The sequence below is a fragment of the Syntrophus sp. (in: bacteria) genome, from assembly GCF_040768185.1.
GTDB classification, from domain to species: domain Bacteria; phylum Desulfobacterota; class Syntrophia; order Syntrophales; family Syntrophaceae; genus Syntrophus; species Syntrophus buswellii.
On the sequence record NZ_JAXGNC010000013.1, the window covers coordinates 17712 to 42924 of the forward strand.

A 25213-nucleotide genomic window follows, 5' to 3' on the forward strand; every position below is an offset into this window, starting at 1 on the left:
GACGGACAATTCTGACGATGGCATTGTCGTCACCAGGGCATTACAGGCAAGCGGGGGATCTCCTGCCAACGAGACGGACACGGTGAACAGCATTCCGCCACCAACGGCCCACAGAACCTTTGCCCATGATTTCATACGCCCCTCCTTGACAAAGGTTGATTGGTTCTTCCGCAGGTTATCCTGCCAGGATTATATCCCCCCTTTCTCAGAAAGGGATCGATGAAAGCAAAGAGCAGGACGGACCCGGTCCTGACACGTTGAAACGCTCCATCGCATTGTTTGCTGACAGCCAAGGAAGCCTGATGTTTTTGAAGCAGGGCGCTCTTGGGTCATCAGGTCCAACGCCGGCCCTGCGTTTAAACAGGGCTCTCGGCAGACAGGCGCTACGCCTGGTAATGCTTCTTCTCACCATTGGAGTGAACGCGCTGCCGGCCGTTTATTTTACCAAAGGAATGCAAAAATTTGTTTATATTCATCCGTTTAAATTCATCCAGGGATATTTACCGTTGACCGAATGTTTGGAAATGGCTATAAAAAAGGTGCATATCACTCGTATCGTTTCGCTGGAGCAGTTGAACCCCTTATGAAATGGGAAGGGAATTTCCCGGGGCCATGTGCAGGCATAAAAAAACGATAACCATCCTCTTGGCCGGCATCCTGACAGGGCTACTTCTAACGGGCCTGATGGCGGGAGCGTATCATTACGCGGGAACTTCGGAATTCTGCGCAAGCTGCCACAGCATGGGCGATGTCCACAAGCAGTGGCAGCGCTCTCTCCACAGCTCCTTTACGTGCATCGAATGCCACATGCCCGCGGCCAATGCACTGACACGATTTGCCTATAAGGCCAAGGCCGGCCTTTCGGACGTCTACCACGAAACGCTCCGGGATTATCCGGCGGCGATTACCCTGTCCGAGCAAGGCAGGAACATCGCTGACAGCAACTGTCTGCGCTGCCACCGAGCCGCGGTGGAAAACTCCTTCATGGTTGAAGATCCGCAGGGAAGCTGCACGTCCTGTCATCGCCGTCTTGTTCATGGCCAAAAATTGCCGGAAAGGGGACTGCTTCATGATTAAAAAGATCGTCTTTTCAGGGATTGCCCTTGCCGTCCTGTTGGGCGTTTTTATCGTTGCCCGGGTCTGGCTTTTTTCTCCGGAAGATGGAATCAAGCGGGTCAGCATTCCAGAAGGCGTCCATGATCCGGCTGAATGGGGAAAGGCCTATCCTCTACAATACCAGGGTTATTTAAAGAATCGTGAAATGGCCCCATCGCCGACGGGGTTCGGCGGTAGTGAGAAAACACAGAAGGCCGTCATGGAGCCGGCGAACCTCATGAACTTCAAGGGAATGGGGTTCAGCAAGGACTACACGGAAGACCGCGGCCATCCCTATGCCCTCGAGGATCTCCGTGAGACGGAACGCTTGACCCCAAAGACCACGGGCGCCTGCATGACCTGCAAGACGGCGCAGATCGGCGGCATCTTCAAGGATAAAGGCTGGGCATATGCCAGGACGCCCCTGACGGATCTGCTTCCGACCCTGAAGCATCCCATTACCTGCAGCAATTGCCATGACCCGAAAACGATGAACCTCCGGGTGATGAATCCCGCCTTTATCGAGGCCCTGGCCAAAAAGGGCATCGATGTCCGCAAGGCCTCCAGGGCGGAGATGCGCAGCTACGTCTGCGGCCAATGCCATGTGGAATACTATTTCGAGCCGGAAACGTACCGCGTGGTCTTTCCCTGGAACAAGGGGCTCCAGCCGGAACAGATGTACGCCTATTATGCCGAAAAGCCGGCCGGTTTTACCCAGGACTGGGTCCATCCTGATTCGCAGACAAAAATGCTCAAGGCACAGCATCCCGACTACGAAACCTGGAGCACGGGCACTCACGGGATGGCGGGCGTCGCCTGCGCCGACTGCCATATGCCCTTTCTGAGAGAGAGCGGACGGAAATATTCAAGCCACTGGGTGACGAGCCCCATGCGGACCGTTGAGGAATCCTGCCGGACCTGCCATACGCAGAGCAAGGACTGGCTGATGGCGCGCGTAAAGACGACCCAGCGCCACGTGTGGGACATGCAGCTCAGGGCGGGGTCCACGGTGAGCCGGGCCCACGAGGCGATCGCCAAAGCTGCGGCTGATTCCCGCGTCAATGGAGCCGAGCTTGAAAATGCCCGGGAGCTTCTCCGAAGGGCCCAGTGGTACTGGGATATCGTCTCGGCGGAAAACAGTATGGGCTTTCACAATCCAGCGCAGGTCCTCAACACGCTGGGACAGTCCGTCGATCTGGCCCATCAGGCCATCGCCACGGCAAACCGGGCAGTGTCCGCTTCACACGGGAAGTGAGCAGGTACAAGTTACGGAGTCCCTCATGAAAGGGGAACTCCGCGAAGGCAGAGGCGGCCCGGCCTTGCATGCCGGTCCGTTTTTCATGGGATGACGCGTTGTCCTACAGTTCCGGTCGAACCCCTTCCGCGCTGATTCCATGAATATAATAATCGGGATCATTCATAAAGTTCAGAAAAATGATGACAAAGGCGACGGCGACTTCAATCATGAACGCCTTGTCGTTGTAGAGACCCTTGAGCTGTTCCTTGCGTGATTCGCGCTCCGGCTGATCGAAGACGGTCATGAGCAATCCGTTCAGGCGGGATGTCGGATTGGGCGGAGTCACTTGGTCAAATCCGCCCGATTGTGAGTAGGCCATCGTATCCATGAGGATTCCCCGGAATTTTGCCGTGTCCGGATCATGGTATCCGAAGACATGCAGGGCAATCCGCTGGGCCTCCATCATGCTGGCCTGCGCGAGAGCTTCGAAGAGCGCCCGGGCGATCTCGTCGTCCTTTGCCGCCTTTTTCTGCCGGATGAGCGAAAGCAGGAGAATATTTTTGAAGAGCTGGTAGAGCCGCTGCGCGCCGTTGAGAATCACGGTGGGTTGATGGGGCTTGCCGGGCAGATAGCCCTTATAGGTATTGGTAAAGACCGTCTGAAAGGCGATTTCAAAGAAGTCCACGCCCTGCATGGGGTCCTGAAGATCAATGCGCATATCCAGCGTGTTGTCCAGCCGGTCTGCAAGCTTGACCCTGACGACCGGTGGCCTGCCACCGGCTTCATCAAGCAGATGGCCGATATAATGATAATAGTTCTCGGAAGGTTCTTTGGTCAGCCATTGCAGCTGCTCCCTTAAGCGCCTCTGATCGAGTTCCGGCAGGGCCAGCAGGAAGGATTGAAACGCCGTATCCAGGTTGATCCAATCCGAATCCTTGAACTGTGCCGGCTTGAAATCTTCGAACGTATCATGAAGAAGGCAGGTCATCATGTCCAGCAGGTCGATCTTCTCTGAAGCCCGGCACAACAAGGCCGTGGCCCGGATCGGATGTAAAATGGAAAGAGGCCCCAGGTTCCGTTCCATTTTTCCATAGACATTGCTCAGATAATCGAATACCTGGGACAAGATGTTCTGATCCTCTGTGGAGATCGGTCTACCCTCAAGGATCACCATCGTGATGCTGTCCCAGTTCAGCTGCTTCGAACACAACTGGTAGTTCAATAAGGCTGAAGTCGTGAGAAATTCCGTCAAACTGTAGGCTTTCATCAACCACCCTCCTTTTTTCGATCATTCAGGAATCTTGAGCTTTCGGCAGTCGCGCACCGGGTGCACGGCCAATGTGACCCCATAAAGGCGATTGTTCCCGCAGAAACTCTTCGCAGTACCAGGAATTTAAAACAACGCTCAGCCCCGGTGTAAACGGCTTTCATGAATCGAAGCGTTAAGAATGATTCTGCCCCCTGTCAAAAGCATCCTGTTCTCAGGATAGAAAATTATATCATACAGAAACACAAAATAAATCTTTTTTGAGGACAGGGGTCAAAGGCAGACCTCCGTCAAGGGCATCGCACTTCTGCCTAAAATTGACAGCCGTGGACACCGCGACGCTGTCACGATCCCGTCGCCTCAAAAAAGATCGCACGGGTCGGATCACTTCTGCGGGGCTTATTCATAGCGGAGGGCTTCAATGGGATTGAGCCGGGAAGCTTTGTATGCGGGATAGAATCCGAAAAAGATCCCCACGAGGCCGGAAAATCCAAAGGCCAGGAGAATGGACAGCGAAGATATGACGGTAGGCCATTGGGCCAGTGCAGACAGGGCTTCGGAAGCGGCAATTCCAAGGAGAATTCCCAGTATCCCACCGGTCAACGAAAGGGTCAGTGCTTCGATGATGAATTGAAAGCGGATATCCCAGGTTTTCGCGCCGACGGCCATCCTGATCCCGATTTCTCTGGTCCGTTCCGTCACCGAAACCAGCATGATGTTCATGATTCCGATGCCGCCGACCAGAAGCGATACGGAGGCGACGGCACCCAGCAGAAGGGCCATCACCCTCGAGGACTCTTCTGCAGCCTGCATGATCTGGGTGAGATTCCGCACCGTGAAATCATTCTCCTGCTGCTCTCCGATGCGATGCCGCTGCCGGAGGAGTTCCGTGATCTGCCGTTCCGACGCCGTGAGGTCATCGGAGCTTCCGGCCTTGACCAGGATGGAGCGCACCATGCCGGGGATGGTCACCCCGAATATTTTCTTCTGGGCCGTCGATATGGGAATGTAGATGATGTCGTCCTGATCCTGCCCCATGGCCGACTGTCCTTTGCTTTCCAGGACGCCGATAACCGTGAAGGGAACCTTCTTGATCCGGATAATGGAGCCGACAGGGTCCATGTTTCCAAAGAGGCTGCCTACGACCGTCTGCCCGAGAACGGCCACTTTTGTGGCGTTCCGGATATCCTGATCATTGAAGAAACGGCCGGATGCCAGGTTCCAGTCCCGAACGGTCAGTATTTCCGGCATGGTACCGAAAATGGCTGTCGCCCAGTTCGAATCCCCGTAAACCACCTGGGCCGCGCCGTTCAGGATTGGAGCAACTGCCGTCACCGCCGGACACTCTTTGACGATCGCCTCTGCATCCCCGATATTCAGAGTGGCCCGCGTTCCGGCCCCCAGCCTCAATCCACCCGCCGTCATGCTCCCCGGAAGAACGAGGAGCAGGTTGCTCCCCATGCTTGCAATCTGCCCGGAGATCCGATGGCTCGCACCGGCCCCAACAGCCAGCATGGCGATGACGGCCCCCACGCCGATGATGATTCCCAGCATGGTGAGGACGGAACGCATCTTGTTCACACGGAGGGCCCGAAAAGAAATTTTAATGGTCGAGGGAAGAGAAATCATGACGAACCCGTGGCTTCATCGCTTTGAACGCGCCCGTCCCTGAAGCGGATGATCCTCCGGCTGTAGGCGGCGATTTCCGGTTCATGGGTCACCAGCACGATGGTGATCCCCGATGCCGAATTCAGTCCTTTCAGAAGCTCCATAATCTCAACGCTGGTTTTCGTGTCCAGATTTCCCGTCGGCTCGTCGGCCAGGAGAAGGGGGGCCTCATTGGCCAGCGCTCTGGCAATGGCCACCCGCTGCTGCTGCCCGCCGGAGAGTTGGCTGGGGGCATGCTGTTCCCTCCCCTTGAGCCCCAGCATCCGAAGGGCATCCATGGCGCGCTTTTTTCTTTCCGCAGCGGACAGATTATTGTAGAGCATCGGCAGTTCCACATTTTCCAGGGCGGATGTGCGCGGCAGGAGATTGAACCCCTGAAAGACAAACCCGACCTTCCGGTTCCGGATCTCGGCCAGTTCATCCCGGTCCAAACCGGCGACTTCGATCCCATCGAGGAAATAGTCTCCTCTCGTCGGTTCGTCCAGGCAGCCGATGATGTTCATGAAGGTGGACTTCCCCGAGCCTGAGGGCCCCATGATGGCGACAAACTCCCCCCGGTCGATGGCTACGGACACCCCGTCGAGGGCATGGACCTCCTGCCCCCCCACCTCGTAGATCTTGTAGAGCTCCTTTGTTTCCAGGAATCTCATGGGTTTAAAACATCCTCGGAACCCGGGGAGAAGAGGAGGAGCCGTTGTCTTTCTTTTTATTCTTCAGGGTTTCCAGGATCACCTGCTCTCCTTCACGTAGTGTCCCGGCATGGATTTCCGTGAACGTTCCATCGCTTATTCCAGGGGTGACGGCAACGCGCTGCGGCGTATTGTCCCTCAGAACCCATACGGCCTGCTCCCTTCCCCGCGAGGCGACGGGTTTGAGGCCCCTGCCGTCTTCCGCCGGACGGAAACGCAGGGCTCCGTTGGGAACCCTGAGCACCCCCGCCTTATCCGCAAGAATGACGGATACATTGGCCGTCATGCCGGGCTTCAGCCTCATGTCCGGATTATCCACCCGGACGACCACATCATAGGTTACGACATTCTGAACATTGATCGGTGCTATGCGCACCTCGGCGACCCTGCCCTGGAAGATGGAATCGGGATAGGCGTCCACGGTGAACTCCACGGGCATCCGGACCTTCACCTTGCCGATGTCGGCCTCGTCTACATTGGTGTCGATCTGCATCCGCTTCAGGTCCTGGGCGATGGTAAAGAGTGTGGGGGTCTGAAAGCTGGCGGCCACCGTCTGTCCGACATCGACATTCCGGGAAATCACCGTACCGTCGACGGGCGAAAGAATCCGTGTATATCTCAGGTTGGTTTCTGCAAGGCTTAGAGCGGCCCGGGTCTGCGCTACCTGGGCGCTGGCGGCGGAAAGCTGGGACAGAAAAACCTGGGCGTTCGTTTCCGCTGCGTCCAGGTCACCTTGGGCGACCAGGTTGCGCTGAAAGAGCATCCGGTATCGGTCCCGTGACCGTTTCGCATCGCTCAGCGACGCCTCGGCCTTGGCCTCGTTCGCCTTCGCCTGGAGCAGGTTTGCCCTTGCCTGCTGAACCTGCGCCTCGAATATGGCCGGGTCTATCTGTGCAAGGAGTTCCCCCTTTTTTACAGGGGCGTTGAAATCGACATAGATGCCCTTGATCGTACCGGAAACCTGGGTGCCGACCTGGACGGTCGTGACGGCATTGACCGTTCCGGTCGCCGTGACCGTCGCCCGGACATTGCCCCTTGAGACGTCTTCCGTCCTGTATGTTGGCTCCTTCTTCCCGCTCTCACGGAGATAGTAACCTCCGGCTCCGAAGATCAGGATCAGCAGGACGATCCCGGCGACCAGTTTCTTGTTCACGATTTCCCTTCCTGCAATCCGATTTTTGTCAGGGCTCTCTCCCCGGGTGTCGAATCCTTTCGATTGCACATTGGCCGTTCATGGCTCGTTCAGAATGTTTCACCCACCGCTCTTTCCAGCTCCGCCTGAGCAATCCGGCAATCGGCCAGCGCAGACGCATAGGCTGTCCTGGCATTGCTCAGGGACACCAGTGCGTCGGTCACTTCGATCGGATTTCCCACCCCGGCGTCATAGCGCCCCTCGGCCAGCTCCGCATTTTCTTCGGCCTGACGGACGGCAACGAGCGTGGCCTCCCTCCGCTCCCGGGCCTCCCGCAGATTTGAAAGGGCCTGCTCCACTTCAAGTCGTATCGATTGCCGAAGCGACGACTCATTCGCCCGGAGCACCTCCAGGGTTGCCCGTGCCCCCTCGACGGCATACCGCGTCTCGAAACCGCTGAACAAGGGAACATTCAGAAACGCTCCTACGTTCCAGCCTTCCTGGAGGGGGAAATCCTCGCCGCTGAAGCCGTAGCCGGCCGATCCGGTCACATGGGGATAATACCCCTTGCGGGCCAGCTCAACAGATTCTTCCGCCGCCTCCAATTTCTTTCGGATCGATTGCAGGTCGGGTCGGTTATGGAACGCCCTTTCCAGAGCATCGGGTAGATCCGCCGGATTGTCCTGAAACAGCAGACTGTCATCCAGGACATAGCCCGAAGCGCCTGGAAGCCCCATGGCATTGTTCAGGCCGACACGGGCGATCCTCAGGTCGTTTTCAGCCCTTATCCGATTGAGAACGGCATTGCTGAGATCAACTTCGGCCTTCGTCACATCGAACTTCGGTTTTATGCCCACCTCGAAAAAGCCTTTGGCCTGGATGAGATGATGCTGAAACCGGCCGACGGTCTCCACGGCGACCTGTTGACTCTTTTCGGCCAGCAGCGTTATGAAATAGGCAGACTTGACGCCGAATACAATCTCCGCCTCGGTGTCATGAAGATCCTGGCGGAAGGCGTCGGTGGAGAGCTTTTCAATGTTCAGCGAGGACCTTCGCTTTCCGAAATCCAGGAGTGTCTGACTCAGAACCACGCTACTGTTGTAGTCGTCAAAGGTGTCCCTTCCCGCCCTGGAACGATTGAAACGGGTGTAATCCGTCTGCCAGTTGATTTCTGGATAATAGCTCGCCTTAGCCTGCCCCACCCTGCTTTCGCCGATCCGAATCGTATCCCTGGCCGCCTGAACGGCAGGATGGTTTCGAAGGGCCATTTGCACACACCGTTGAAGATCCAGGCGTTCTCCCGGTCGGACCGGCATTTCCGCCCCGGCCGGTACGGAAAACGGGACCAGCAGGAGAGCCGCCAAAATGAATTTGAGATGTTTGTTCATGACTTCACATTCGGACCTGCGCCCAAGAAATTCTGCATACGGGATGCGGGTGTCCCGGAGCCTCAGAAATCGGCGGCGAGCATGCCCGCAAAACATCGTCGACTTCTCTCCCTCAAGCCGTTACCCCGTGATGTCAGCCGGCTTGGGATGGCGTCATGTTCTGGCGAGTTGACAGCAGATACCGGCTCGCAGCTGCAGGAGCCATGCGTCTTCACCGGATGCTTCATCTTCGATATCCGCTGCAATATTACTGGAAAAAAATAAGGGCTGGTAATCGGCGCTTTTCTCGATCTAGCCGAAGGTTTGCGCGAGCCTCCGCCGCGGCCTCCCCTTCCAGTGCCCCTGTTGGTAGGCATAGCTGGCCATGAGGGGAAGGACGGAAGTGGCTTCCGCGTAAACCATCTGCTCGTAGGAAACGTCCACCTTACCCCAGGAGGTCGCTTCGCGGAGGGTGGAACTGGAACAGGCGCCGTCGCGGGCGTCCGCCACGGTAATTTGAATGGCGTAGCGGTGCATGGGCACTTCCTTGCCGAGCACTTCAGCGCAGATCACGGTATCCTGGGCAAAATTCTTGGGAACACCGCCACCGATCATCAGCAGTCCTGAGTTTTCCACCGCCATCTTGATCATGGTCAGTTCCCGGAAATCCTTGACGGAATCGATGCTTACATGGGATTCCGGGGCATTCCACTGATGGAGGACCAGACCAAAACCGGCGCTGCTGTCCGAAAAGGCCGGACAGAAAATGGGCACATCATGTTCGAAGGCCGTCTGAACGAGCGAATTTTTCTTGACGGCATGGGACGACAGATACCGTCCCATTTCCCGGATGATTTCCCTGGAGGAATAGGGCCTGGGGGAAAGGGCATCGGCAATCTCCTTGATGGTGCGGTCGCAGACCTGCAGTTCCTCCTCATCGATGTAGGTGTCGTAGATCCGGTCGATATAAAGCCTGCGCAGATCCTGGTCGTCCACATGGGGGGTTCCCTGGTAATGCCGGAAGCCGAGGGCCTCGAAGAAATCCATGTCGACAATCGTCGCCCCCGTGGCCACAATGACGTCTACCATGTTATACCGGACCAGATCCGCATACAGCTGCATGCATCCCGCAGCGCTCGTGCTTCCCGCAATCGTGAGAATCACGGCGCAATCCTCATCGGCCAGCATCGCGTCATAAATTTCCGCCGCCACGGCAAGATCGCGGGCTGTAAAGGACATGCCCCTCATGGCCCGGATGATCTCCACCGAGTTTATTTTCGTAAAATCGATATGCTCCACGGGTTTTTTCAGATAATCCTTCTTTTCCATGCATTCTCCTCGGACGCAGGACGCTGAACCGAGCATCGGCTCCCATGCCTGCCGTTATGATTTCGTAAAGGACATTTCCGCCGAAGTCTCTTCCCGAATCTCTCCCGGCGGAAGAGCACTCCGTCAACCGATCCTACTCTTAAATCAAGCCCGTTCAAATGTCAACTTCGGAAGAACGCTGGACAAAATCACCCTTGCCACAACAGGCAATATCTGATAGTTGCTCTAAAATGAAGGAAATGACGACGGGGATACTGACCGTTTCAGAATTGAATAAACAGATCGGGGATCTCCTGGAAATTCGTTTCGATCTGCTCTGGGTTGAAGGGGAAGTCTCCAATCTCCGCCGCCCCTCGTCAGGGCACCTCTATTTCACCCTCAAGGATGAGAAAAGTCAGATTCGGGCCGTTATTTTCAAATCGCCCTCCGGATCAAAGGCCTTTCGCAACAACCGCCTTCCCCTTTTCGAGCTTGAGGAAGGCATGCGCATCCTCTGCCGGGGCAGGCTGGCCGTCTATGCACCCCGCGGGGAATACCAGCTTATCCTCGATTCGGCGGAGCCGCGCGGAACCGGCGCTCTTCAGAGAGCCTACGAGCAGTTGAAGCTCCGTCTTCAGGCCGAAGGCCTTTTTGACCCCCTGAGGAAGAAACCGATCCCCTATCTGCCTCGAAAGATCGGCGTCATCACCTCGCCCACCGGGGCCGTTATCCGCGACATCATCAGCATTGCGAAAAGGCGCTTTTCCTCCGTCTCCGTCGTGGTCTCTCCGGTCCGGGTCCAGGGAGCCTCGGCAGCCGGAGAAATTGTCCAGGCGTTTCAGGATATGCACGCCTTCGGCGGCATCGACGTCCTGATCCTGGCCCGCGGCGGTGGATCCCTGGAAGATCTTGCCCCTTTCAACGACGAGAGGGTCGCCCGGATCATTGCCGCCTCCACAATCCCGGTCATCTCCGCGGTCGGCCATGAAACGGATTACACGATCGCCGATTTCGCCGCGGATCTGCGGGCGCCGACTCCGTCGGCTGCGGCGGAGCTTGCCGTTCCCGACAGGGCTGAACTGAAGCTGAGGCTCTCCGGCCTGCAGACTCGTCTTGCCAAAGCCGGCCGCCGGAAGCTGTTGCGGGATCAGGAAAGGCTGTACCTCCATCAGGAGCGGCTGAAGAATCCGCAGCGGCTCATTGCCGGATTCCGTCTTTCCCTGGATGACCGTGGAGAACGCCTCCTGTCCCTTGTAAAGGAACGGATTTCAAGGGAAATGCAGAATCTTCCGCTTCTTTCGCTGCACCTCCGGCAGGCAGGTCCCCTCGGCATGGTCCGCAGCAGCCGCCCGGAAATCGACATTCTGGAAAACCGGCTCAATGCCGCCATCCGCCGCTTTTTCCAACAGTCCAGGAAGGCATGGGCCCTACAGGCTACTCTTCTTGAATCCCTGAGCCCCCTTGCTGTGTTGTCCCGTGGCTACGGTATCGTCCGCACCCTTCCCCACGGTCGGATTGTCAGAAATGCCGATGTGCTTTCGCCCGGGGATTCCTTCGAGGTGCAGGTTTTTCGGGGTCGTTTCCGGGCGATCGTTGAGCGGATTTTCCCGGAATAAAGGACAGGAGAGGATGTGATGGCAAAGGAAAAATTTGAAGAGGCCATGGCCAAACTGGAAGCCCTCGTGCGTAAAATGGAAGCGGGTGAAATGACCCTGGAAGAATCCCTGAAGGCCTTTGAGGAGGGGGTGCGCCTTTCCCGGCTGTGCGCAAACCGCCTGGACGAGGCGGAGCGGCGGGTTGAGCTGCTTGTCCGGGAAAGCCAGCAGCTGACGGTCCAGCCTTTTCCGGAACATGGAGGAAAAGATGAATCCTGAATCTCTTTTGGATCTCAACGCCTACCTCAAGGATCGAAAGCAGCGAATCGACGAGGCCATCGACCGCTTCCTGCCCGGCGATGACAGCCTGCCGGCGGACCTTTTCAAGGCGATGCGCTACAGCCTCTTTGCCGGAGGAAAGCGGATCCGCCCCATTCTCTGCCTTGCGGCGGCGGAGGCGACGGGCCTATCCGATGTTTCCGAAAGCATCCTGCCGGTGGCCTGCGCCCTGGAATACATCCATACCTATTCCCTCATCCACGACGACCTTCCGGCAATGGACAATGACGATTACCGCAGGGGGAATCCCACCAGCCATAAGGTATTCGGTGAGGCCCTGGCTATTCTTGCCGGTGATGCGCTGCTCACGGAGGCATTTGCTCTCATGGCCCGCGGGGATCTGCAGCCTGAAATCGCACCGGAAACGCTCCTGAAGGTCATTTCCGAAATCGCCACGGCCGCGGGGGCTTTCGGGATGGTGGGCGGACAGGTCGACGATGTGAAGGCGGAGGGGAAACCGGGGAATCTGGATGTTCTGAATCAGATTCACTCCAGGAAGACCGGCGCGATGATTGTCGTCTCATTGAGGGCCGGCGCCATCCTCTCCTGCGCATCCGAATCACACCTTGCAGCCCTCACCGATTACGGCCACAAAATCGGGTTGGTTTTCCAGATTGCCGATGATATTCTCAATGTGGAAGGAGACCGCCATCTGCTGGGCAAAAATACGGGAAGCGACGCGGCGCGCGGGAAAATGACCTTTCCCACCCTGCTGGGACTGGAAAATTCCCGCCAGAAGGCTTGTTCCCTCGTTGAGGACGCCCTGGGCGACCTGGAGTTGTTTGACAGCCGTGCAATGCCTCTGCGGCTGCTGGCACGGTATTTCCTCGAACGGCGGTTTTAGGGACCGATCGCTTTCACGATTTTCTAACAGGACGTTTTTGCTATATTCAACCTTATGGACCTCTCAAAGCGAAGCTCCGGACGCCTTCTCAACGGGATTTTGTATCCCCGGGACATCCGGAACATGAACAACGACGCCCTTGCGGCTCTGGCTGAAGATCTTCGAGCCACCATCATTGGAACGGTTTCCCGGACGGGCGGGCACCTGGCTTCATCCCTAGGGGCCGTCGAACTGACGCTGGCCGTGCACAAGGTTTTTGATACCCCACGGGACAAGATCATCTGGGATGTGGGTCATCAGGCCTATGCCCACAAATTGATCACCGGACGGGCGGACCGTTTCTTCACCCTCCGTCAGAAGGGCGGCATCAGCGGCTTCCCGAAACGGGAGGAGAGCCCCTATGATGTCTTCAACGTCGGCCACAGCAGCACATCCATTTCCGCCGCTTCCGGCATCCTCGAGGCCCGGGATCTGAAAAAAGAAGCTTTCAAGGTCGTGGCCATCATCGGCGACGGATCCATGACGGCCGGGCTGGCTTTTGAAGGCCTGAACTGGTCCGGAGACCGCAAGAAGGACCTGATCATCATCCTCAACGACAACGAGATGTCCATCTCGCCGAATGTGGGGGCCTTGTCCTGCTACCTGAACTCCGTCATGACCGGCCAGACGGTCAAGAGAATCCGGAAGGACATCAAGAATTTTCTGAAAACGATCCCCTCCATCGGCGAGCAGGTCCTGGAATTTTCCAAGAGAGCGGAGGAGTCCCTGAAAGCCCTCATCGTGCCCGGAGCGCTTTTTGAAGACCTCGGATTTACCTATGTGGGTCCTCTGGACGGTCACCGCCTCGATCATTTGATCCGGAACCTCGAAAATGTCCGCCATATGGAAGGCCCCGTTCTGGTCCATGTCATCACCCGGAAGGGGAAAGGCTACGAGTTTGCGGAAGCGGAGCCCCTGCGTTTTCATGGCATCGGGCCCTTTTATCCGGAAACGGGAGGGCCCAGTTCTGCCGGAGGAGCTCAGGCGCCGGCCTCCTATACGCAGGTCTTCGGCCGGACGCTTGTCCGGCTGGCCCGAGACAATCCCCGAATTGTCGCCATTACCGCCGCCATGTGCGAAGGCACCGGGCTGAATGAATTCGCCGGACAATTTCCGGAGCGCTTTTTCGATGTGGGCATTGCCGAACAGCATGGTGTAACCTTCGCCGCCGGCTTGGCCACCGAAGGGATGATACCCGTTGTCGCCATCTATTCGAGCTTTCTTCAACGGGCCTATGACCAGATTCTCCACGACGTCTGCCTGCAGAATCTTCCGGTGGTCTTTGCCCTGGACCGCTCCGGATTCGTCGGGGAAGACGGCCCAACCCACCATGGACTCTTCGATCTGTCCTTTCTCCGGCCGATTCCAAACATGATCGTCATGGCGCCCAAGGATGAGAATGAACTGCAGAGCATGCTCTTTTCGGCAATGGGCTATGGCCGGCCCGTCGCGATCCGTTATCCTCGGGGAAGCGGGATCGGCGTTTCCCCGGATGCGGAACCCACCCTTTTGGAAATCGGCAAAGGGGAGCTCCTTGCCGACGGGACGGACGTCGCCATCCTCGCCATCGGCTCGACGGTTTACCCGGCCCTTGCCGCCTCGGAGAAGCTCGCAAAGGAGGGAATCTCCGCCGCGGTCGTCAATGCCCGGTTTGTCAAGCCTCTGGACCGTCAACTCCTTTTGGACCTTTCACGCTCATTCAAGCACATCCTGACCGTCGAGGAAAATGCCGTCATGGGGGGGTTCGGCAGTGCCGTCCTGGAATGCTTCGAAGAAAACGGCATCCGCGATCTCCGCATCAAAAGGCTGGGAGTCCGGGACGAGTTTGCACAGCAAGCCACTCAGGCCGAGCTGCGCGACCTCTACGGAATCGATGAACAGGGCATTGTGGCAGCCGTCTTGGCCATGATGGATCAAAAAAAAGAGCGGGAACCTGATCCTCCCGCCTGAGAAGGAATCGTCGACAGCACTCCTAAACCCGTTGCCATGAAAACGAAATCAGAAAAAATCCGTCTGGATCAGCTCCTCGTCAAGCAGGGCCTTTCGGTAAGCCGGGAACGTGCCAGGGCCCTGATCCTTGCCGGCGCCGTTCTGGTGGATGACCAAGCCGCTCTCAAGGCCGGTATGCTCGTTTCCCCCCAGGCCCTTGTCCGGATCAGGGGCAAGGAATCCCCCTACGTCAGCCGCGGGGGGCAGAAGCTTCAAGGGGCGCTTGAAGCCTTTTCCATGGATGTCCATGATCTGGTAGCTCTGGATGTCGGGGCCTCCACGGGGGGCTTCACCGATTGCCTTCTCCAGAAGGGCGCCCGCCACGTTTATGCCCTTGACGTCGGTTATGGACAGCTGGCCTGGAAATTGAGGAAGGATCCAAGGGTGACCAGCATCGAAAGAACCAACATCCGGTTTTATGACGGCGCCGGCATGGACGCCCCTGTCGATCTGATCACCATCGATGCCTCGTTCATTTCCCTGAAGCTCGTCATTCCTTCCGCGGTGAAATTCTTAAAACGGGGAGGGCATCTTCTCGCTCTGATCAAGCCTCAGTTTGAAGTGGGAAAGGGACAGGTCGGAAAGGGAGGCATTGTCCGGGAGCCGGATCTTCATCAGCGCGTTCAGGATGAGGTGACCCTCTTTATGGGGGGTTCCGGATTGGAGGTCATCGGAACGGCGGCCTCACCCCTTCCAGGCGCCAGGGGAAACAGGGAGTTCTTCATCTATGCCCGCTTACCGGTGGAATAACGAGAGATGAGCGTTCGAATAGCACAGACGGCCGGGTTTTGCATGGGCGTTCGGCGAGCCGTTGAAATGGTCCTTGAGATCGCCCGTCACAAAGGCCCCAGAACCATCTACACCTATGGCCCGCTGATTCACAATCCGCAAACGGTGGACTTCCTGCGCGCCAGGGGGATTGTCCCTGTCGACGATCTTGATGCGATCCCCTCATCGGAACACAACGCGGCCATCGTCATCCGGGCCCATGGAATTTCCCCGGCTGAACGGCGAAAACTCCGTGAAAAGGGCCTACGGATCATTGACGCAACCTGCCCCAAGGTTGCCCACGTTCAGGCCATCATCCGCAAGCACGCGGCTCAGCATTACGCCATCCTGATCGTCGGCGACGGCGATCATCCCGAGGTAAACGGCCTCCTCGGCCACTCCGGCGGCCATGGCAGGGTCGTCAGCAGCTGTTCCGATGTCGACCGTCTTCCCGATCTGGAAAAGGTGTGCGTCGTTGCCCAGACCACCCAGAGCGTTGATGAATTCAAGGCCGTCGTCCAGCGGGTCCGCGAGAAGTTTCCGGAAACCGTCGTTTACAATACGATCTGCGACTCCACGGAACGGCGCCAGTCTGAAGTCCAGGAACTGGCCTCCCAGACGGAAGCCATGGTGATCGTCGGCGGCAGAAACAGCGCCAATACGCGACGCCTGGCCGACCTGGCGGCCCTTCAGGGCACGCCGACTTTTCACATCGAAACGGCGGACGAACTGAGCGGAGACCTCCTCGTCGGCTTCGATCGCATCGGTCTCTCGGCCGGGGCTTCCACACCGAACTGGATCCTTTCCCGTGTCGTTGACCGGATCACGGAACAGCAGTCGGAAAAAAAGCGAAAGGGTCAGCTGTTCTTCAAGCTCTGGACCCTGGCGGTCCGTACCGATCTGTACTCCGCCCTCGGGGCGGCCTGCCTCTCACTGACAGCCATGCTCCTCGAGCGCGTCCCTGTCAACATCCTGTTTCTTTTAATCACCGCCCTTTATGTTCATGCCATGCACACCTTCAACCGGTTTGTAAACCGGAAGAATTGCACCATCGGCTCCTTTCGGGAGGAGTCCTACCTGAAGCACGAGTATTTTTATCTTTCCGGGGCCATCTTATCCATGCTCACCGGACTGGGCATCGCCATGAGCCAGGGAATCCATGCCTTTCTGCTTCTCTTTTTCATGTCGACCCTGGGGATCCTCTACAATTCTTCCCTGTTGCCCAAAAAATGGCACTATCGAAGCTTGAAGGATCTCCCCGGCTCAAAAAATATCTCCATGGCCCTGGCCTGGGCAACCGTCGTCGCCATCATGCCTGTTGTGGAACGGAAGCCCTCCTTCTCCCCCGAACTCCTCATCGCCTTTCTTTTTACCTTTGGTGTGGTTTTTATCCGCTCGTCCCTTTCCGATATCCTGGATATCCAGAGCGACCGGCTCATCGGCAGGGAGACGATCCCCGTTGTGGTCGGCAAGCAGAAAACGCAGACCCTCCTGGCGGCTATCTGCCTGCTGTTAGCGGTCATGCTGGTTTCCAGCGCTCTCGTCGGCTGGACCTCCCCGCTCTCACTGGTCCTGCTGATAAATTTATTTTATATATGGATTTGTTTCCGACTTTGTGATAGAAGGGCCTCGCTTTCAGGAATAGTCCTTGAGGGGCTTCTGGAAACAAGCTATGTTATCGCAGGGTTGTGCTCTATTCTTTGGGTTGCCGCACGGTCCTGAACAGGGGGATTCCGCAGGCCTTGTAGAAGCGAGAGGTTCTTGTGCACATAAGATTCCGGCATGTCATTCTTGCCATATTACTGATCCTAGCTCTTGCCGGCTGCGGGGGATTGCGCTATTCCGAGGTGGACCCGGAAGCCGGCAATTTTCATCCGGAGCGGATAGGGATCCTGCCCGTCGATGTGGGACCCTATGAAGAGGCCAGGGGGACTGTCGATCAGATCATCGCCGGAGTCGTGAGTGAAAAAAAGTGGTTTACCGATATCGTCTCCGGGAATGATATCCAGCGCCAGCTCCAGGAAAATGAAGAGCTGCGGAAAGTGACGGCCGATTATACTGCGAAGCTCAAAGCCGTCAATTTTTCCGACCCCGATCTGAGCAGGAGAATCGGGGAAATATGCCGCGTTGACGCCTTTCTGGTTGTTTCTCTCGACTACTGGAACTACACGACGGAAGCGACAGACAAGGTGGGAAAGATCGGTCTTTCCATGAAACTCATTTCTGCCGCCGAAGGCAGGGTTCTTTGGAAGGCCGGTCATTCAAGGGCTCAAAAATACCTGCTCATCAAGCCCCAGCTGCCGGATGTGGCCAGAGCCCTCGCCAGGGAGATGATCGCGGAAATGCCCCATTGAAATCGTGACGCCTTCTTTCAGAAGGAGACCGCCATGAGCCATCTTCTCCTGGAAGGGAACAAAAGGAAAAATTGGAGGGTACAAACATGAAAGATAAAGTTGAAGCAGTCCTGAATCAGATCCGGCCCAACCTGAAAGCTGACGGTGGCGATGTTGAGCTGGTCGACGTCAGTGAGGATGGGGTGGTGAAGGTCCGCCTGGTCGGTGCATGCAAGGGGTGTCCCATGTCTCAGATGACCTTGAAGATGGGGATAGAAAAAATGCTCAGGGAAAAGGTCTCCGGAGTCAAGGAAGTGGTTTCGGTTTAAGTGAGTTCATGATATGACCCATTTGCCTGTCAGGTCGATGGATCATGAAATAAAAGAAAACAACATTTTAAAAGGAGATAAAAGTTATGGCGTATGTAATTACCGACGATTGTTTGGCTTGTGGTTCCTGCCAGGATGAGTGCCCCGTTGGAGCGATCAGTGAGGGAGAAGACAAGTACGTAATCGATGCAAATCTGTGCACCGACTGTGGAACGTGTGCGGAACAGTGCCCGGCTGAAGCGATCGTTCCCGGCGAAGCCAAATAAATCTTCAGATTCTTCTTCAAGACGGGGGGAGCACTTCTCGCTTTTTTGGGCGGAAGTACCCCCCTTTTGATTTTTATCACCAGACATGTCTTATTTTATTTCTTTCGAAGGAATTGAAGGGTGCGGGAAAACGACTCAGATCAAACTGGCCGCAAGATTCTTGAGAAAGTGGCGTCTCCCCGTGATGACGACGGAAGAACCGGGAGGCTCTCCCCTCGGGAAAAGGATCCGGAAGCTTCTTTTGAAGCGCGGCCCCTTTGACATCTGTGACGAGGCGGAAACACTGCTTTTTCTGGCGGCCCGCGCTCAGCATATCCGCGAGGTCATCCGCCCCGCCCTGGTCCGTGGGAATTGGATTCTCTGCGACCGGTTTTCAGACGCCACCATGGTTTACCAGGGCCTCGTACGGGGCATTGACGCAACATGGATCCGCACGCTGGATGAGTTCGCCACCTCCTCCCTGAAGCCACACCTGACCTTTCTCTTCGATCTTCCCGCGGAAACGGGCATTCGCCGGGCCCTGCAGCGGATGTCCGGCGTTCCGGAAAAGGCAAGGGAGGACCGCTTCGAACAGGAGGGGCTGATTTTTCACGAAAAAATCCGCAAGGGCTATCTTTCCCTCGCAAGGCAGGAGCCGGACAGGTTCCGCGTCATCGACGCGACCGGGGATGTTGCTTCCATATCCCTTGAGGTGTGCCGTCATCTCAAGGCTTTCCTGAGCGCAGACGGCGGCTGAGCACCGCTCCGGCGCTCTTCCAACCCCTGAAATCCCCTGAAGGGCTCGGCCGGTTCCTGCGACCATTGCAAGCTTCAGCCGAGTTCGCCGTCAACCGGGGCCCAAACCCCTTCAAATCAGAGCATAGGACTATTTTCATGTCATTCAAGGATATCCTGGGCCACCCGAAACCCGTCAGCATCCTTCAGAATGCCCTGCGTCATGACCGTCTTGCCCACGCCTATCTTTTTCACGGCATGGACGGCATCGGCAAACGCACCCTCGCCTTGACCTTCGCCAAGGCGTTGAACTGCCGGCAAGCCGCCTTCGATTCCTGCGATTCCTGCCTTTCCTGCCTCAAGACCGATCACAGGAATCATCCGGACGTTGAAACCGTGGAGGCGGACGGAGCCTTCATCCGGATCGATGCCGTCAAAGGCCTTCAGGAAAGGATGAAATTCAAACCCATGGAGGGCCGCAAACGCATCGCCCTTATCCTGGATGCCGACCGTTTGAACAACGCAGCGGCTAACGCCCTTCTGAAAACCCTTGAGGAGCCCTCTGCATCCAATATCCTGATTCTGGTAACGGCCAGGCCATACTCCCTGCCGCTCACCATTCTTTCAAGGTGTCAGCAGATCCGGTTCAATCCCCTTCCGCAGGAGATCGTGCTGACCCTTCTCGCCGAGCGGTCTTCTCTGGAGGAATCTCACGCCCGCCTGCTGTCAGCCGCTTCCAGCGGCAGCATCGGCAAAGCCCTGGAGCTCAATCGCGAGTCCTTTCTTGTGTTGAAAGAGGAATGCCTGGATTATCTTTCCAGGATGCAACAGGATGAGCCTCTTCAGCATTTGTCTTTTCTTCGTTTTTTAATCGATGACAGGAAAGACATCCAGGATAAGCTCGATTTCCTCAAAACGTTTTTCCGGGACCTTCTGATTTTCAAAGAAACAGGGAGGGGTGACGGCCTTATGCACAGGGACCGCCTGGACCTGATTGCGGCCTTGTCCGAGAGGCGAACCCCTGCAGAAATTCTGATGAACGTGCAGGCCATTGAAGAGGCCATTCATCAATTGGAGCAAAATGCGAATAAATCGTTGACTTTGGAGGTTATGATGTTTAGACTTTCGATCTAACCTTGATAAGCGCCTTCCAATACGCACATCTTCGTTCCGATCCAGGTTGAACTGCAGGGGAAAACCCAGATGGCGAAGGCCATGCCGGTTCCGCCCGGCAAAGCGTTGCCGGAATCGTCGGGAAGGCGCGTGAATTGCAGTAGAAGTGAGCCGAACTTTCAGGAGACCATACAGCCTGTGCTAAAAACCATCGTTGGTGTCAAGTTTAAAAAAGAAGGAAAGATCTACAACTTCGACGCAGGGGACCTTGCGATCCTGGTGAATGATCCGGTGATCGTCTCGACAGACGACGGAACATCCATGGGAACGGTTCTCACAAGCCCCCGATCCGTTCCGGAGGAGGACATCCAGACCCCCTTGAAGCCCGTGATTCGTAAAGTGACGGAAGAAGATCTGCGCATTCGCGACAGCAACAGGACTCTCGAAGAGAGTTGCTTCTCCTTCTGTTCCGAAAGAATCAAGATACGGAATCTGCCCATGAAGCTGATTGATGTGGAATGCCTTTTTGACAGGAGCAAGATCATCTTCTACTTCACGGCGGAAAATCGCGTGGATTTCCGGGAGATCGTCAAGGATCTTGCACAGAAATACAAAACCAAGATCGAGCTGAGGCAGATCGGGGCCCGCCAGGAGGCAAGGATCGTCAAGGGCATGGGGGTTTGCGGACGCGAAGTCTGCTGTGTCAACCTGCTTCACAATCTGGACCGCGTTTCCGTCAAAATGGCCAAGGAGCAGAATATGTCCCTCAACCCGGAAAAGATATCCGGGCTCTGCGGCAGGCTCATGTGCTGCCTTGCCTTTGAGTACGAATGCTACCGGGAACGAAAAAAGGACAAGGGCGCCCAAAGCCGAAAAGAGAATGCCGGCTCCGCCGATCACCCGTCTTCGGAAAAACCTCCGCAGAAACCGGGCCGTGGGGATCACCGGAATGATCCCCGCAGCCATTGACGCCCCTGGAGCATCCTGCTTCCTGTCCCGAAGGAGAACGCCTTTCCGGGGATTGGCGGGCGAAACGTCAAAACTTTTTTGAAGGGGTTGACTTAAAGGCGCCATCTGTTATGATGTCGCGCTAGTATTTTACAGGATGCACTTTCTGCAGGAATTAATGGAACGAAACGTCATCACGGACTATCTTGACTCCTACTTGGAAATCGGCTCCTTTACAGATGATTCGGCAAACGGTCTCCAGGTTGAAAACAGCGGAACCGTCGACCGGATCGGCCTGGCCGTCGATGCCTGCCATGAGTCGATCACCAAGGCGGCACAGGCGGGCTGCAATCTTCTTGTCGTTCATCACGGGCTCTACTGGGGACGCCAGGAACTGGTTCTGGACCATCACTATCAGCGGATACGGGATCTGATCATCGCCGACATGGCGCTGTATACAGCTCACATTCCCCTCGACGCCCATCCTGAAATCGGACATAACCGTGTTATCGCAGAGCATCTTGAACTGGTCGATGCTGAACCCTTTGCCCTCTATCACGGCAGGGCGATCGGCGTAAAGGGCCGATTCAAGAGGCTTTTTTCACGAACCGAAGCAGCGTCTGAAGTCGAGAAGGTCATCGGTTGCCGTCAGGGTTTTTTAACCTTCGGCCCGGATATCATCTCGACCGCCGCCATTGTCGCCGGCTCGGCCACCGATACCGCGCTTTTCAGGGAATTGAAACGGGAGGGAATCGATCTCTTCATCACCGGCGAGCCGAAGCACGGCGCGTTTCACCTGGCCCGGGAATTCGGGCTGAACATTTTTTATGGCGGCCATTACCAGACGGAAACGTTCGGGATGAAGGCGCTGGGAGAGCATCTTCACAAGCGTTTTTCCATTCCTGTTTCTTTTGTCGACGCGCCCTGCATCTTCTAAGATCGCGCATGCGCCGCGCCCCGGGGCCGCACTTTCGGCATTCGATTCCGCTGCAAAAAGCGCTTTAGCTAGAAAGTCTTTCTTAACCATAATTTACAGGAGGGTGACATGCCAGTAGAGTTTGAACAGACGTTTCGTAATTTTTTGATGTTGCACCAGGAAAAGCATAACCGCACCTATCACTTCCTGATTCTCATGGATTCCATCATTGCCGCGGCAAAGCGAATTGAACTTTATTACCGAACCGGCGCCCTCAAGGGAAATCTCGGCGTGGCCGGATCGATCAATATCCAGGGCGAGAATGTCATGAAGATGGACGACATCGCCAACGAGATCGTGCTCCACTACCTGGCCTCGAACAAGCGCGTGATCCAGGTGGTAAGCGAAGAGTGTGATGACATTGTTGACATGAACAAAGAGGGCGGCCGCTACTTTGTCTATTTCGATCCCCTGGACGGATCATCCAACGTGTCCCATGGGCTGCCTGTGGGGTTCATGTTCGGGATTGCCAAGCGGTTTCTCGATGGCGATATGCGGGGCCCTGAGGATTATCACCTCCGCGAAGGCAGCGAGTACATCGCAGCAGGCATGTTCGTCATTCCAACGGGGATGTTCACCCTGGCACTGCGCGACGCAGGCTGCTGGCGCTTCCATTCCGACGAAACCTCAACCTACGTCAAGCCGGTTCAATTGACCATGCCCGACAATCCAAAAACCTGGGAATTGTCCTTCAACGCCGGAAACACAAACGTCTTCAGCGACAAAGTGCAGAAGTGGATCGGGGCCAATTTGAACAAATACAAGTTCCGCTATATCGGCGCCCTTGCCGGCGACTTTCACCGCCTGCTGTCAAACGGCGGCCTTTTCATGTATCCTGCCATCGTCAACCATCCGAATCCCAAGGAAAATCGTCCTCAGGGTAAACTCAGGCTTCTGTATGAGGCCAATGTCGCGGCGTTCATGTGCCGGGAAGCCGGCGGCGACGCCATCGATGAAACGGGCACACGCATTCTTGATCTGAAGCCGGCGGCGCATCACCAGCGTACCACGCTGTACGTCGGCTCAAAACCGATTATTGATGACCTGGCCGCAGCGCTCAAGGCTTAGGAGAATCTCTCTTGAAATCGTTTCTTTTCTTTGTGGATTGAGAGCCATGGAAAATACCTATTACGTCACAACACCCATTTACTATGTCAATGCCTCCCCCCATCTCGGGCATGCCTATACAACCATCGTCGCTGATGTTCTGGCCCGTTATCATCGGCTGTCGGGACATCGGACGTTCTTTCTCACGGGCACGGACGAACATGGCGACAAGATCGCCGAAGCCGCCGACAAGAGCGGCGTCACGCCGAAAGCTTACGCAGACCGGATCAGCAGCCAGTTCCGTGAACTTTGGCCGAAGCTTTCCGTCACGAACGATTTCTTCATCCGGACAACGGATGCCAGGCACATCGAAACCGTGCAGACGATTCTGCGAAAGGTCTATGACGCCGGCGATATCTATTTCGGTCATTATGAAGGGTTCTACTGCGTCGGCTGCGAACGCTTTTACACGGAAAAAGAGCTGGTCGACGGGAAATGCCCGGACCACCAGACAGAGCCTGAATTCCGCAAGGAAAGCAACTATTTTTTCCGAATGAGCAGATATCAGGAGTGGCTGATTGCCCATATCAAGGAACACCCGGACTTTATCCGGCCGGAACGCTATCGGAATGAAGTGCTGGCCTTCCTTCGCGAGCCCCTGGAGGATCTGTGCATTTCCAGGCCGAAATCACGCCTGAGCTGGGGGATTACCCTGCCCTTTGACGAAAACTATGTAACCTATGTCTGGTTTGACGCGCTGATCAACTATATTTCCGGAATCGACTATCCCGACGGCGAAAATTTCCGCACCTTCTGGCCGGTGGCCGAACATCTGATTGCCAAGGACATCCTCAAGCCCCATGGCATTTACTGGCCCACCATGCTCAAAGCCGCGGGCATCGAACCCTATTCTCATCTGAATGTTCACGGCTACTGGAATGTCGACTCAAGCAAGATGTCGAAAAGCATCGGCAATGTTGTCCGCCCTCTCGATCTGAAGGACAAATACGGGCTGGATGCCTTCCGCTATTATCTTCTCCGGGAAATGGTTTTCGGCCTGGACTCGAGCTTCAGTGAGGAGAGCTTCGTTCTGCGGGTCAATGCGGAACTGGCCAACGATCTGGGGAATCTTGTCAGCCGGGTTACGTCCATGGCCATGAAATTCTGCCAGGGAGCCGTACCGGCGGTCACGGAGGTGACCGGAGCCGACCGTATCCTCGCCGATACGGCCTTCAGGGTTCTTGCTGAAGTCAAAACCTCTTTCCGGGAATTGACTTTTCACAAGGCCCTGATGTCCATCTGGGATTATATCGGCACGGCCAATCGCTACATCGTGGAACAGGAACCCTGGAACCTGGCCAAGGACCAGTCGAAAAAGGCCAAACTGGATGAGGTGATTTATTCCCTGCTGGAAACCCTCCGGGTGATCGCGGTTTTGATCTCCCCCTTCATGCCCGGTTCTGCGGAGAAGATTTTGCTGCAACTGGGGATCGCCCATCCTGACAGGGAAAATTTCGGAACGATCCGCACCTGGGGCGCCCTTGCCCCCGGCCTGCGCCTGCAGCGAGGCGAAGCCCTGTTCCCGCGGATCGATTACAGGTCGGAGACCGCGGCCGTCGAGCAGAAAATCCCCGCACCGCCCCCGCCGATCAAACCGGAGGTTTCTTACGAGGATTTCGAGAAGATCGATCTCCGGGTTGCCCGGATCCTGGAGGCCGAGATCGTTCCCAAATCGGCCAAGCTGCTGAAGCTCAAGATCGACATCGGTGAAGAGCGGACGGTGGTCGCCGGCATTGCCAAGGACTATGCGCCGGAGCAGCTCGTGGGCAAATCCATCGTGATTGTGGCAAACCTCAAACCGGCAAAATTGATGGGAATTGAATCCCGGGGGATGCTTCTGGCCACGGATACAACCGATGAGGGCATCACCGTCCTGTCCTTTGACCGCGAGCCGAGAACCGGGGCAAAGGTCCGGTAACGTCTACCGGAAATGGTCTACATGCATCAGGCCGTCCAACAACCTGTTCCACTCACGCCCAATGCCTCGCATCTCTCGAATTTTAGCGCCTTGGCGGGCTGATTCCGAAGCCGGGCTGAAAGCATACCATCAAAGAGAGGCGGACGGGGTTATGTTCCAGATTCGTCCCCGT

The 25213-nt window shown here is 56.3% G+C and carries 24 protein-coding genes; 18 read left to right on the forward strand and 6 right to left on the reverse strand.

The annotated features are described in order from the left end of the window. Positions 1 to 155 precede the first annotated feature (155 nt). From AB3175_RS11735 to AB3175_RS11745, 3 genes are read left to right on the forward strand one after another with little or no spacing between them, the layout of a single operon-like run. On the forward strand, positions 156 to 587 hold the full coding sequence (locus tag AB3175_RS11735) for a hypothetical protein (protein ID WP_367361127.1): 432 nt from the start codon (positions 156 to 158) through the stop codon (positions 585 to 587). A gap of 25 nt (positions 588 to 612) precedes the next feature. After that, positions 613 to 1077: a cytochrome c3 family protein gene (locus AB3175_RS11740; protein WP_367361128.1), complete on the forward strand. Its 465-nt coding sequence runs from the start codon at positions 613 to 615 to the stop codon at positions 1075 to 1077. Then, positions 1070 to 2350: an ammonia-forming cytochrome c nitrite reductase subunit c552 gene (locus AB3175_RS11745; RefSeq protein WP_367361129.1), complete on the forward strand. Its 1281-nt coding sequence runs from the start codon at positions 1070 to 1072 to the stop codon at positions 2348 to 2350. Before AB3175_RS11740 ends, AB3175_RS11745 begins: the two co-directional genes overlap by 8 nt. A gap of 103 nt (positions 2351 to 2453) precedes the next feature. Here the strand turns inward: AB3175_RS11745 and AB3175_RS11750 are convergent, their stop codons facing one another. The 6 genes from AB3175_RS11750 to AB3175_RS11775 all read right to left on the reverse strand — a co-directional run bounded on the left by AB3175_RS11750 (position 2454) and on the right by AB3175_RS11775 (position 9784). Continuing rightward, entirely contained in the window at positions 2454 to 3599 is a 1146-nt protein-coding gene (locus tag AB3175_RS11750; protein WP_367361130.1) for an HD domain-containing protein, read from the reverse strand. A gap of 399 nt (positions 3600 to 3998) precedes the next feature. Beyond that, the gene (locus tag AB3175_RS11755; RefSeq protein ID WP_367361131.1) at positions 3999 to 5228 is read right to left on the reverse strand and encodes an ABC transporter permease; all 1230 of its coding nucleotides are present in this window, start codon (positions 5226 to 5228) and stop codon (positions 3999 to 4001) included. Further along, entirely contained in the window at positions 5225 to 5917 is a 693-nt protein-coding gene (locus AB3175_RS11760) for an ABC transporter ATP-binding protein (protein ID WP_367361132.1), read from the reverse strand. Before AB3175_RS11760 ends, AB3175_RS11755 begins: the two co-directional genes overlap by 4 nt. Before the next feature lie 4 nt (positions 5918 to 5921). Then, entirely contained in the window at positions 5922 to 7109 is a 1188-nt protein-coding gene (locus AB3175_RS11765) for an efflux RND transporter periplasmic adaptor subunit (RefSeq protein ID WP_367361133.1), read from the reverse strand. A gap of 89 nt (positions 7110 to 7198) precedes the next feature. Beyond that, positions 7199 to 8476 carry a TolC family protein gene (locus AB3175_RS11770; protein ID WP_367361134.1) on the reverse strand — a complete coding sequence of 426 codons (1278 nt, stop codon included), beginning with the start codon at positions 8474 to 8476 and terminating at the stop codon, positions 7199 to 7201. A 291-nt stretch (positions 8477 to 8767) separates the two neighbouring features. Continuing rightward, positions 8768 to 9784: a deoxyhypusine synthase gene (locus AB3175_RS11775; RefSeq protein WP_367361135.1), complete on the reverse strand. Its 1017-nt coding sequence runs from the start codon at positions 9782 to 9784 to the stop codon at positions 8768 to 8770. 239 nt (positions 9785 to 10023) lie between these two features. Between AB3175_RS11775 and xseA the strand changes: the two genes are divergently transcribed. From xseA to metG, 15 genes are all read left to right on the forward strand, one after another. Continuing rightward, positions 10024 to 11379 (forward strand): exodeoxyribonuclease VII large subunit, encoded by a 1356-nt coding sequence (gene xseA / locus AB3175_RS11780; RefSeq protein ID WP_367361136.1) that lies wholly within the window; start codon positions 10024 to 10026, stop codon positions 11377 to 11379. An 18-nt stretch (positions 11380 to 11397) separates the two neighbouring features. Beyond that, complete coding sequence (locus AB3175_RS11785; protein WP_367361137.1) at positions 11398 to 11637, forward strand: exodeoxyribonuclease VII small subunit; 240 nt, start codon at positions 11398 to 11400, stop codon at positions 11635 to 11637. Between the two features lie 7 nt (positions 11638 to 11644). Next, complete coding sequence (locus AB3175_RS11790) at positions 11645 to 12541, forward strand: polyprenyl synthetase family protein (protein ID WP_367361193.1); 897 nt, start codon at positions 11645 to 11647, stop codon at positions 12539 to 12541. A gap of 54 nt (positions 12542 to 12595) precedes the next feature. After that, on the forward strand, positions 12596 to 14530 hold the full coding sequence (gene dxs / locus AB3175_RS11795; RefSeq protein ID WP_367361138.1) for a 1-deoxy-D-xylulose-5-phosphate synthase: 1935 nt from the start codon (positions 12596 to 12598) through the stop codon (positions 14528 to 14530). A gap of 36 nt (positions 14531 to 14566) precedes the next feature. After that, positions 14567 to 15319 carry a TlyA family RNA methyltransferase gene (locus tag AB3175_RS11800; protein ID WP_367361139.1) on the forward strand — a complete coding sequence of 251 codons (753 nt, stop codon included), beginning with the start codon at positions 14567 to 14569 and terminating at the stop codon, positions 15317 to 15319. Positions 15320 to 15325: 6 nt separating this feature from the next. Beyond that, on the forward strand, positions 15326 to 17059 hold the full coding sequence (ispH, locus tag AB3175_RS11805) for a 4-hydroxy-3-methylbut-2-enyl diphosphate reductase (RefSeq protein ID WP_367361140.1): 1734 nt from the start codon (positions 15326 to 15328) through the stop codon (positions 17057 to 17059). A gap of 41 nt (positions 17060 to 17100) precedes the next feature. Further along, the gene (locus AB3175_RS11810; RefSeq protein WP_367361141.1) at positions 17101 to 17691 is read left to right on the forward strand and encodes a hypothetical protein; all 591 of its coding nucleotides are present in this window, start codon (positions 17101 to 17103) and stop codon (positions 17689 to 17691) included. Between the two features lie 86 nt (positions 17692 to 17777). After that, positions 17778 to 17999 (forward strand): NifU family protein, encoded by a 222-nt coding sequence (locus AB3175_RS11815; protein ID WP_367361142.1) that lies wholly within the window; start codon positions 17778 to 17780, stop codon positions 17997 to 17999. A gap of 86 nt (positions 18000 to 18085) precedes the next feature. Further along, positions 18086 to 18265, forward strand: a complete 180-nt coding sequence (locus AB3175_RS11820) for a DUF362 domain-containing protein (protein ID WP_367361143.1) — start codon at positions 18086 to 18088, stop codon at positions 18263 to 18265. Positions 18266 to 18350: 85 nt separating this feature from the next. Next, entirely contained in the window at positions 18351 to 19001 is a 651-nt protein-coding gene (gene tmk, locus AB3175_RS11825) for a dTMP kinase (protein WP_367361144.1), read from the forward strand. Positions 19002 to 19138: 137 nt separating this feature from the next. Further along, on the forward strand, positions 19139 to 20113 hold the full coding sequence (gene holB / locus AB3175_RS11830) for a DNA polymerase III subunit delta' (protein WP_367361145.1): 975 nt from the start codon (positions 19139 to 19141) through the stop codon (positions 20111 to 20113). 177 nt (positions 20114 to 20290) lie between these two features. Then, on the forward strand, positions 20291 to 21061 hold the full coding sequence (locus tag AB3175_RS11835; protein ID WP_367361146.1) for a stage 0 sporulation family protein: 771 nt from the start codon (positions 20291 to 20293) through the stop codon (positions 21059 to 21061). Between the two features lie 157 nt (positions 21062 to 21218). Next, entirely contained in the window at positions 21219 to 21977 is a 759-nt protein-coding gene (locus AB3175_RS11840; RefSeq protein ID WP_367361147.1) for a Nif3-like dinuclear metal center hexameric protein, read from the forward strand. Positions 21978 to 22085: 108 nt separating this feature from the next. Next, positions 22086 to 23084: a hypothetical protein gene (locus AB3175_RS11845; RefSeq protein ID WP_367361148.1), complete on the forward strand. Its 999-nt coding sequence runs from the start codon at positions 22086 to 22088 to the stop codon at positions 23082 to 23084. Between the two features lie 46 nt (positions 23085 to 23130). Beyond that, positions 23131 to 25041: a methionine--tRNA ligase gene (gene metG, locus AB3175_RS11850; RefSeq protein ID WP_367361149.1), complete on the forward strand. Its 1911-nt coding sequence runs from the start codon at positions 23131 to 23133 to the stop codon at positions 25039 to 25041. Positions 25042 to 25213 lie beyond the last annotated feature (172 nt).

Excerpts from the sequence above, each read along its gene's own strand:
- AB3175_RS11845 (WP_367361148.1), top strand. The coding sequence starts at position 22,086 with ATGCCAGTAGAGTTTGAACAGACGTTTCGTAATTTTTTGATGTTGCAC.
- AB3175_RS11785 (WP_367361137.1), top strand. The coding sequence starts at position 11,398 with ATGGCAAAGGAAAAATTTGAAGAGGCCATGGCCAAACTGGAAGCCCTC.
- ispH (WP_367361140.1), top strand. The coding sequence starts at position 15,326 with ATGAGCGTTCGAATAGCACAGACGGCCGGGTTTTGCATGGGCGTTCGG.
- holB (WP_367361145.1), top strand. The coding sequence starts at position 19,139 with ATGTCATTCAAGGATATCCTGGGCCACCCGAAACCCGTCAGCATCCTT.
- AB3175_RS11815 (WP_367361142.1), top strand. The coding sequence starts at position 17,778 with ATGAAAGATAAAGTTGAAGCAGTCCTGAATCAGATCCGGCCCAACCTG.
- AB3175_RS11745 (WP_367361129.1), top strand. The coding sequence starts at position 1,070 with ATGATTAAAAAGATCGTCTTTTCAGGGATTGCCCTTGCCGTCCTGTTG.
- tmk (WP_367361144.1), top strand. The coding sequence starts at position 18,351 with ATGTCTTATTTTATTTCTTTCGAAGGAATTGAAGGGTGCGGGAAAACG.
- AB3175_RS11750 (WP_367361130.1), bottom strand. The coding sequence starts at position 3,599 with ATGAAAGCCTACAGTTTGACGGAATTTCTCACGACTTCAGCCTTATTG.
- AB3175_RS11820 (WP_367361143.1), top strand. The coding sequence starts at position 18,086 with ATGGCGTATGTAATTACCGACGATTGTTTGGCTTGTGGTTCCTGCCAG.
- AB3175_RS11755 (WP_367361131.1), bottom strand. The coding sequence starts at position 5,228 with ATGATTTCTCTTCCCTCGACCATTAAAATTTCTTTTCGGGCCCTCCGT.
- AB3175_RS11760 (WP_367361132.1), bottom strand. The coding sequence starts at position 5,917 with ATGAGATTCCTGGAAACAAAGGAGCTCTACAAGATCTACGAGGTGGGG.
- AB3175_RS11770 (WP_367361134.1), bottom strand. The coding sequence starts at position 8,476 with ATGAACAAACATCTCAAATTCATTTTGGCGGCTCTCCTGCTGGTCCCG.
- metG (WP_367361149.1), top strand. The coding sequence starts at position 23,131 with ATGGAAAATACCTATTACGTCACAACACCCATTTACTATGTCAATGCC.
- xseA (WP_367361136.1), top strand. The coding sequence starts at position 10,024 with ATGACGACGGGGATACTGACCGTTTCAGAATTGAATAAACAGATCGGG.
- AB3175_RS11775 (WP_367361135.1), bottom strand. The coding sequence starts at position 9,784 with ATGGAAAAGAAGGATTATCTGAAAAAACCCGTGGAGCATATCGATTTT.
- AB3175_RS11800 (WP_367361139.1), top strand. The coding sequence starts at position 14,567 with ATGAAAACGAAATCAGAAAAAATCCGTCTGGATCAGCTCCTCGTCAAG.
- dxs (WP_367361138.1), top strand. The coding sequence starts at position 12,596 with ATGGACCTCTCAAAGCGAAGCTCCGGACGCCTTCTCAACGGGATTTTG.
- AB3175_RS11840 (WP_367361147.1), top strand. The coding sequence starts at position 21,219 with ATGGAACGAAACGTCATCACGGACTATCTTGACTCCTACTTGGAAATC.
- AB3175_RS11740 (WP_367361128.1), top strand. The coding sequence starts at position 613 with ATGTGCAGGCATAAAAAAACGATAACCATCCTCTTGGCCGGCATCCTG.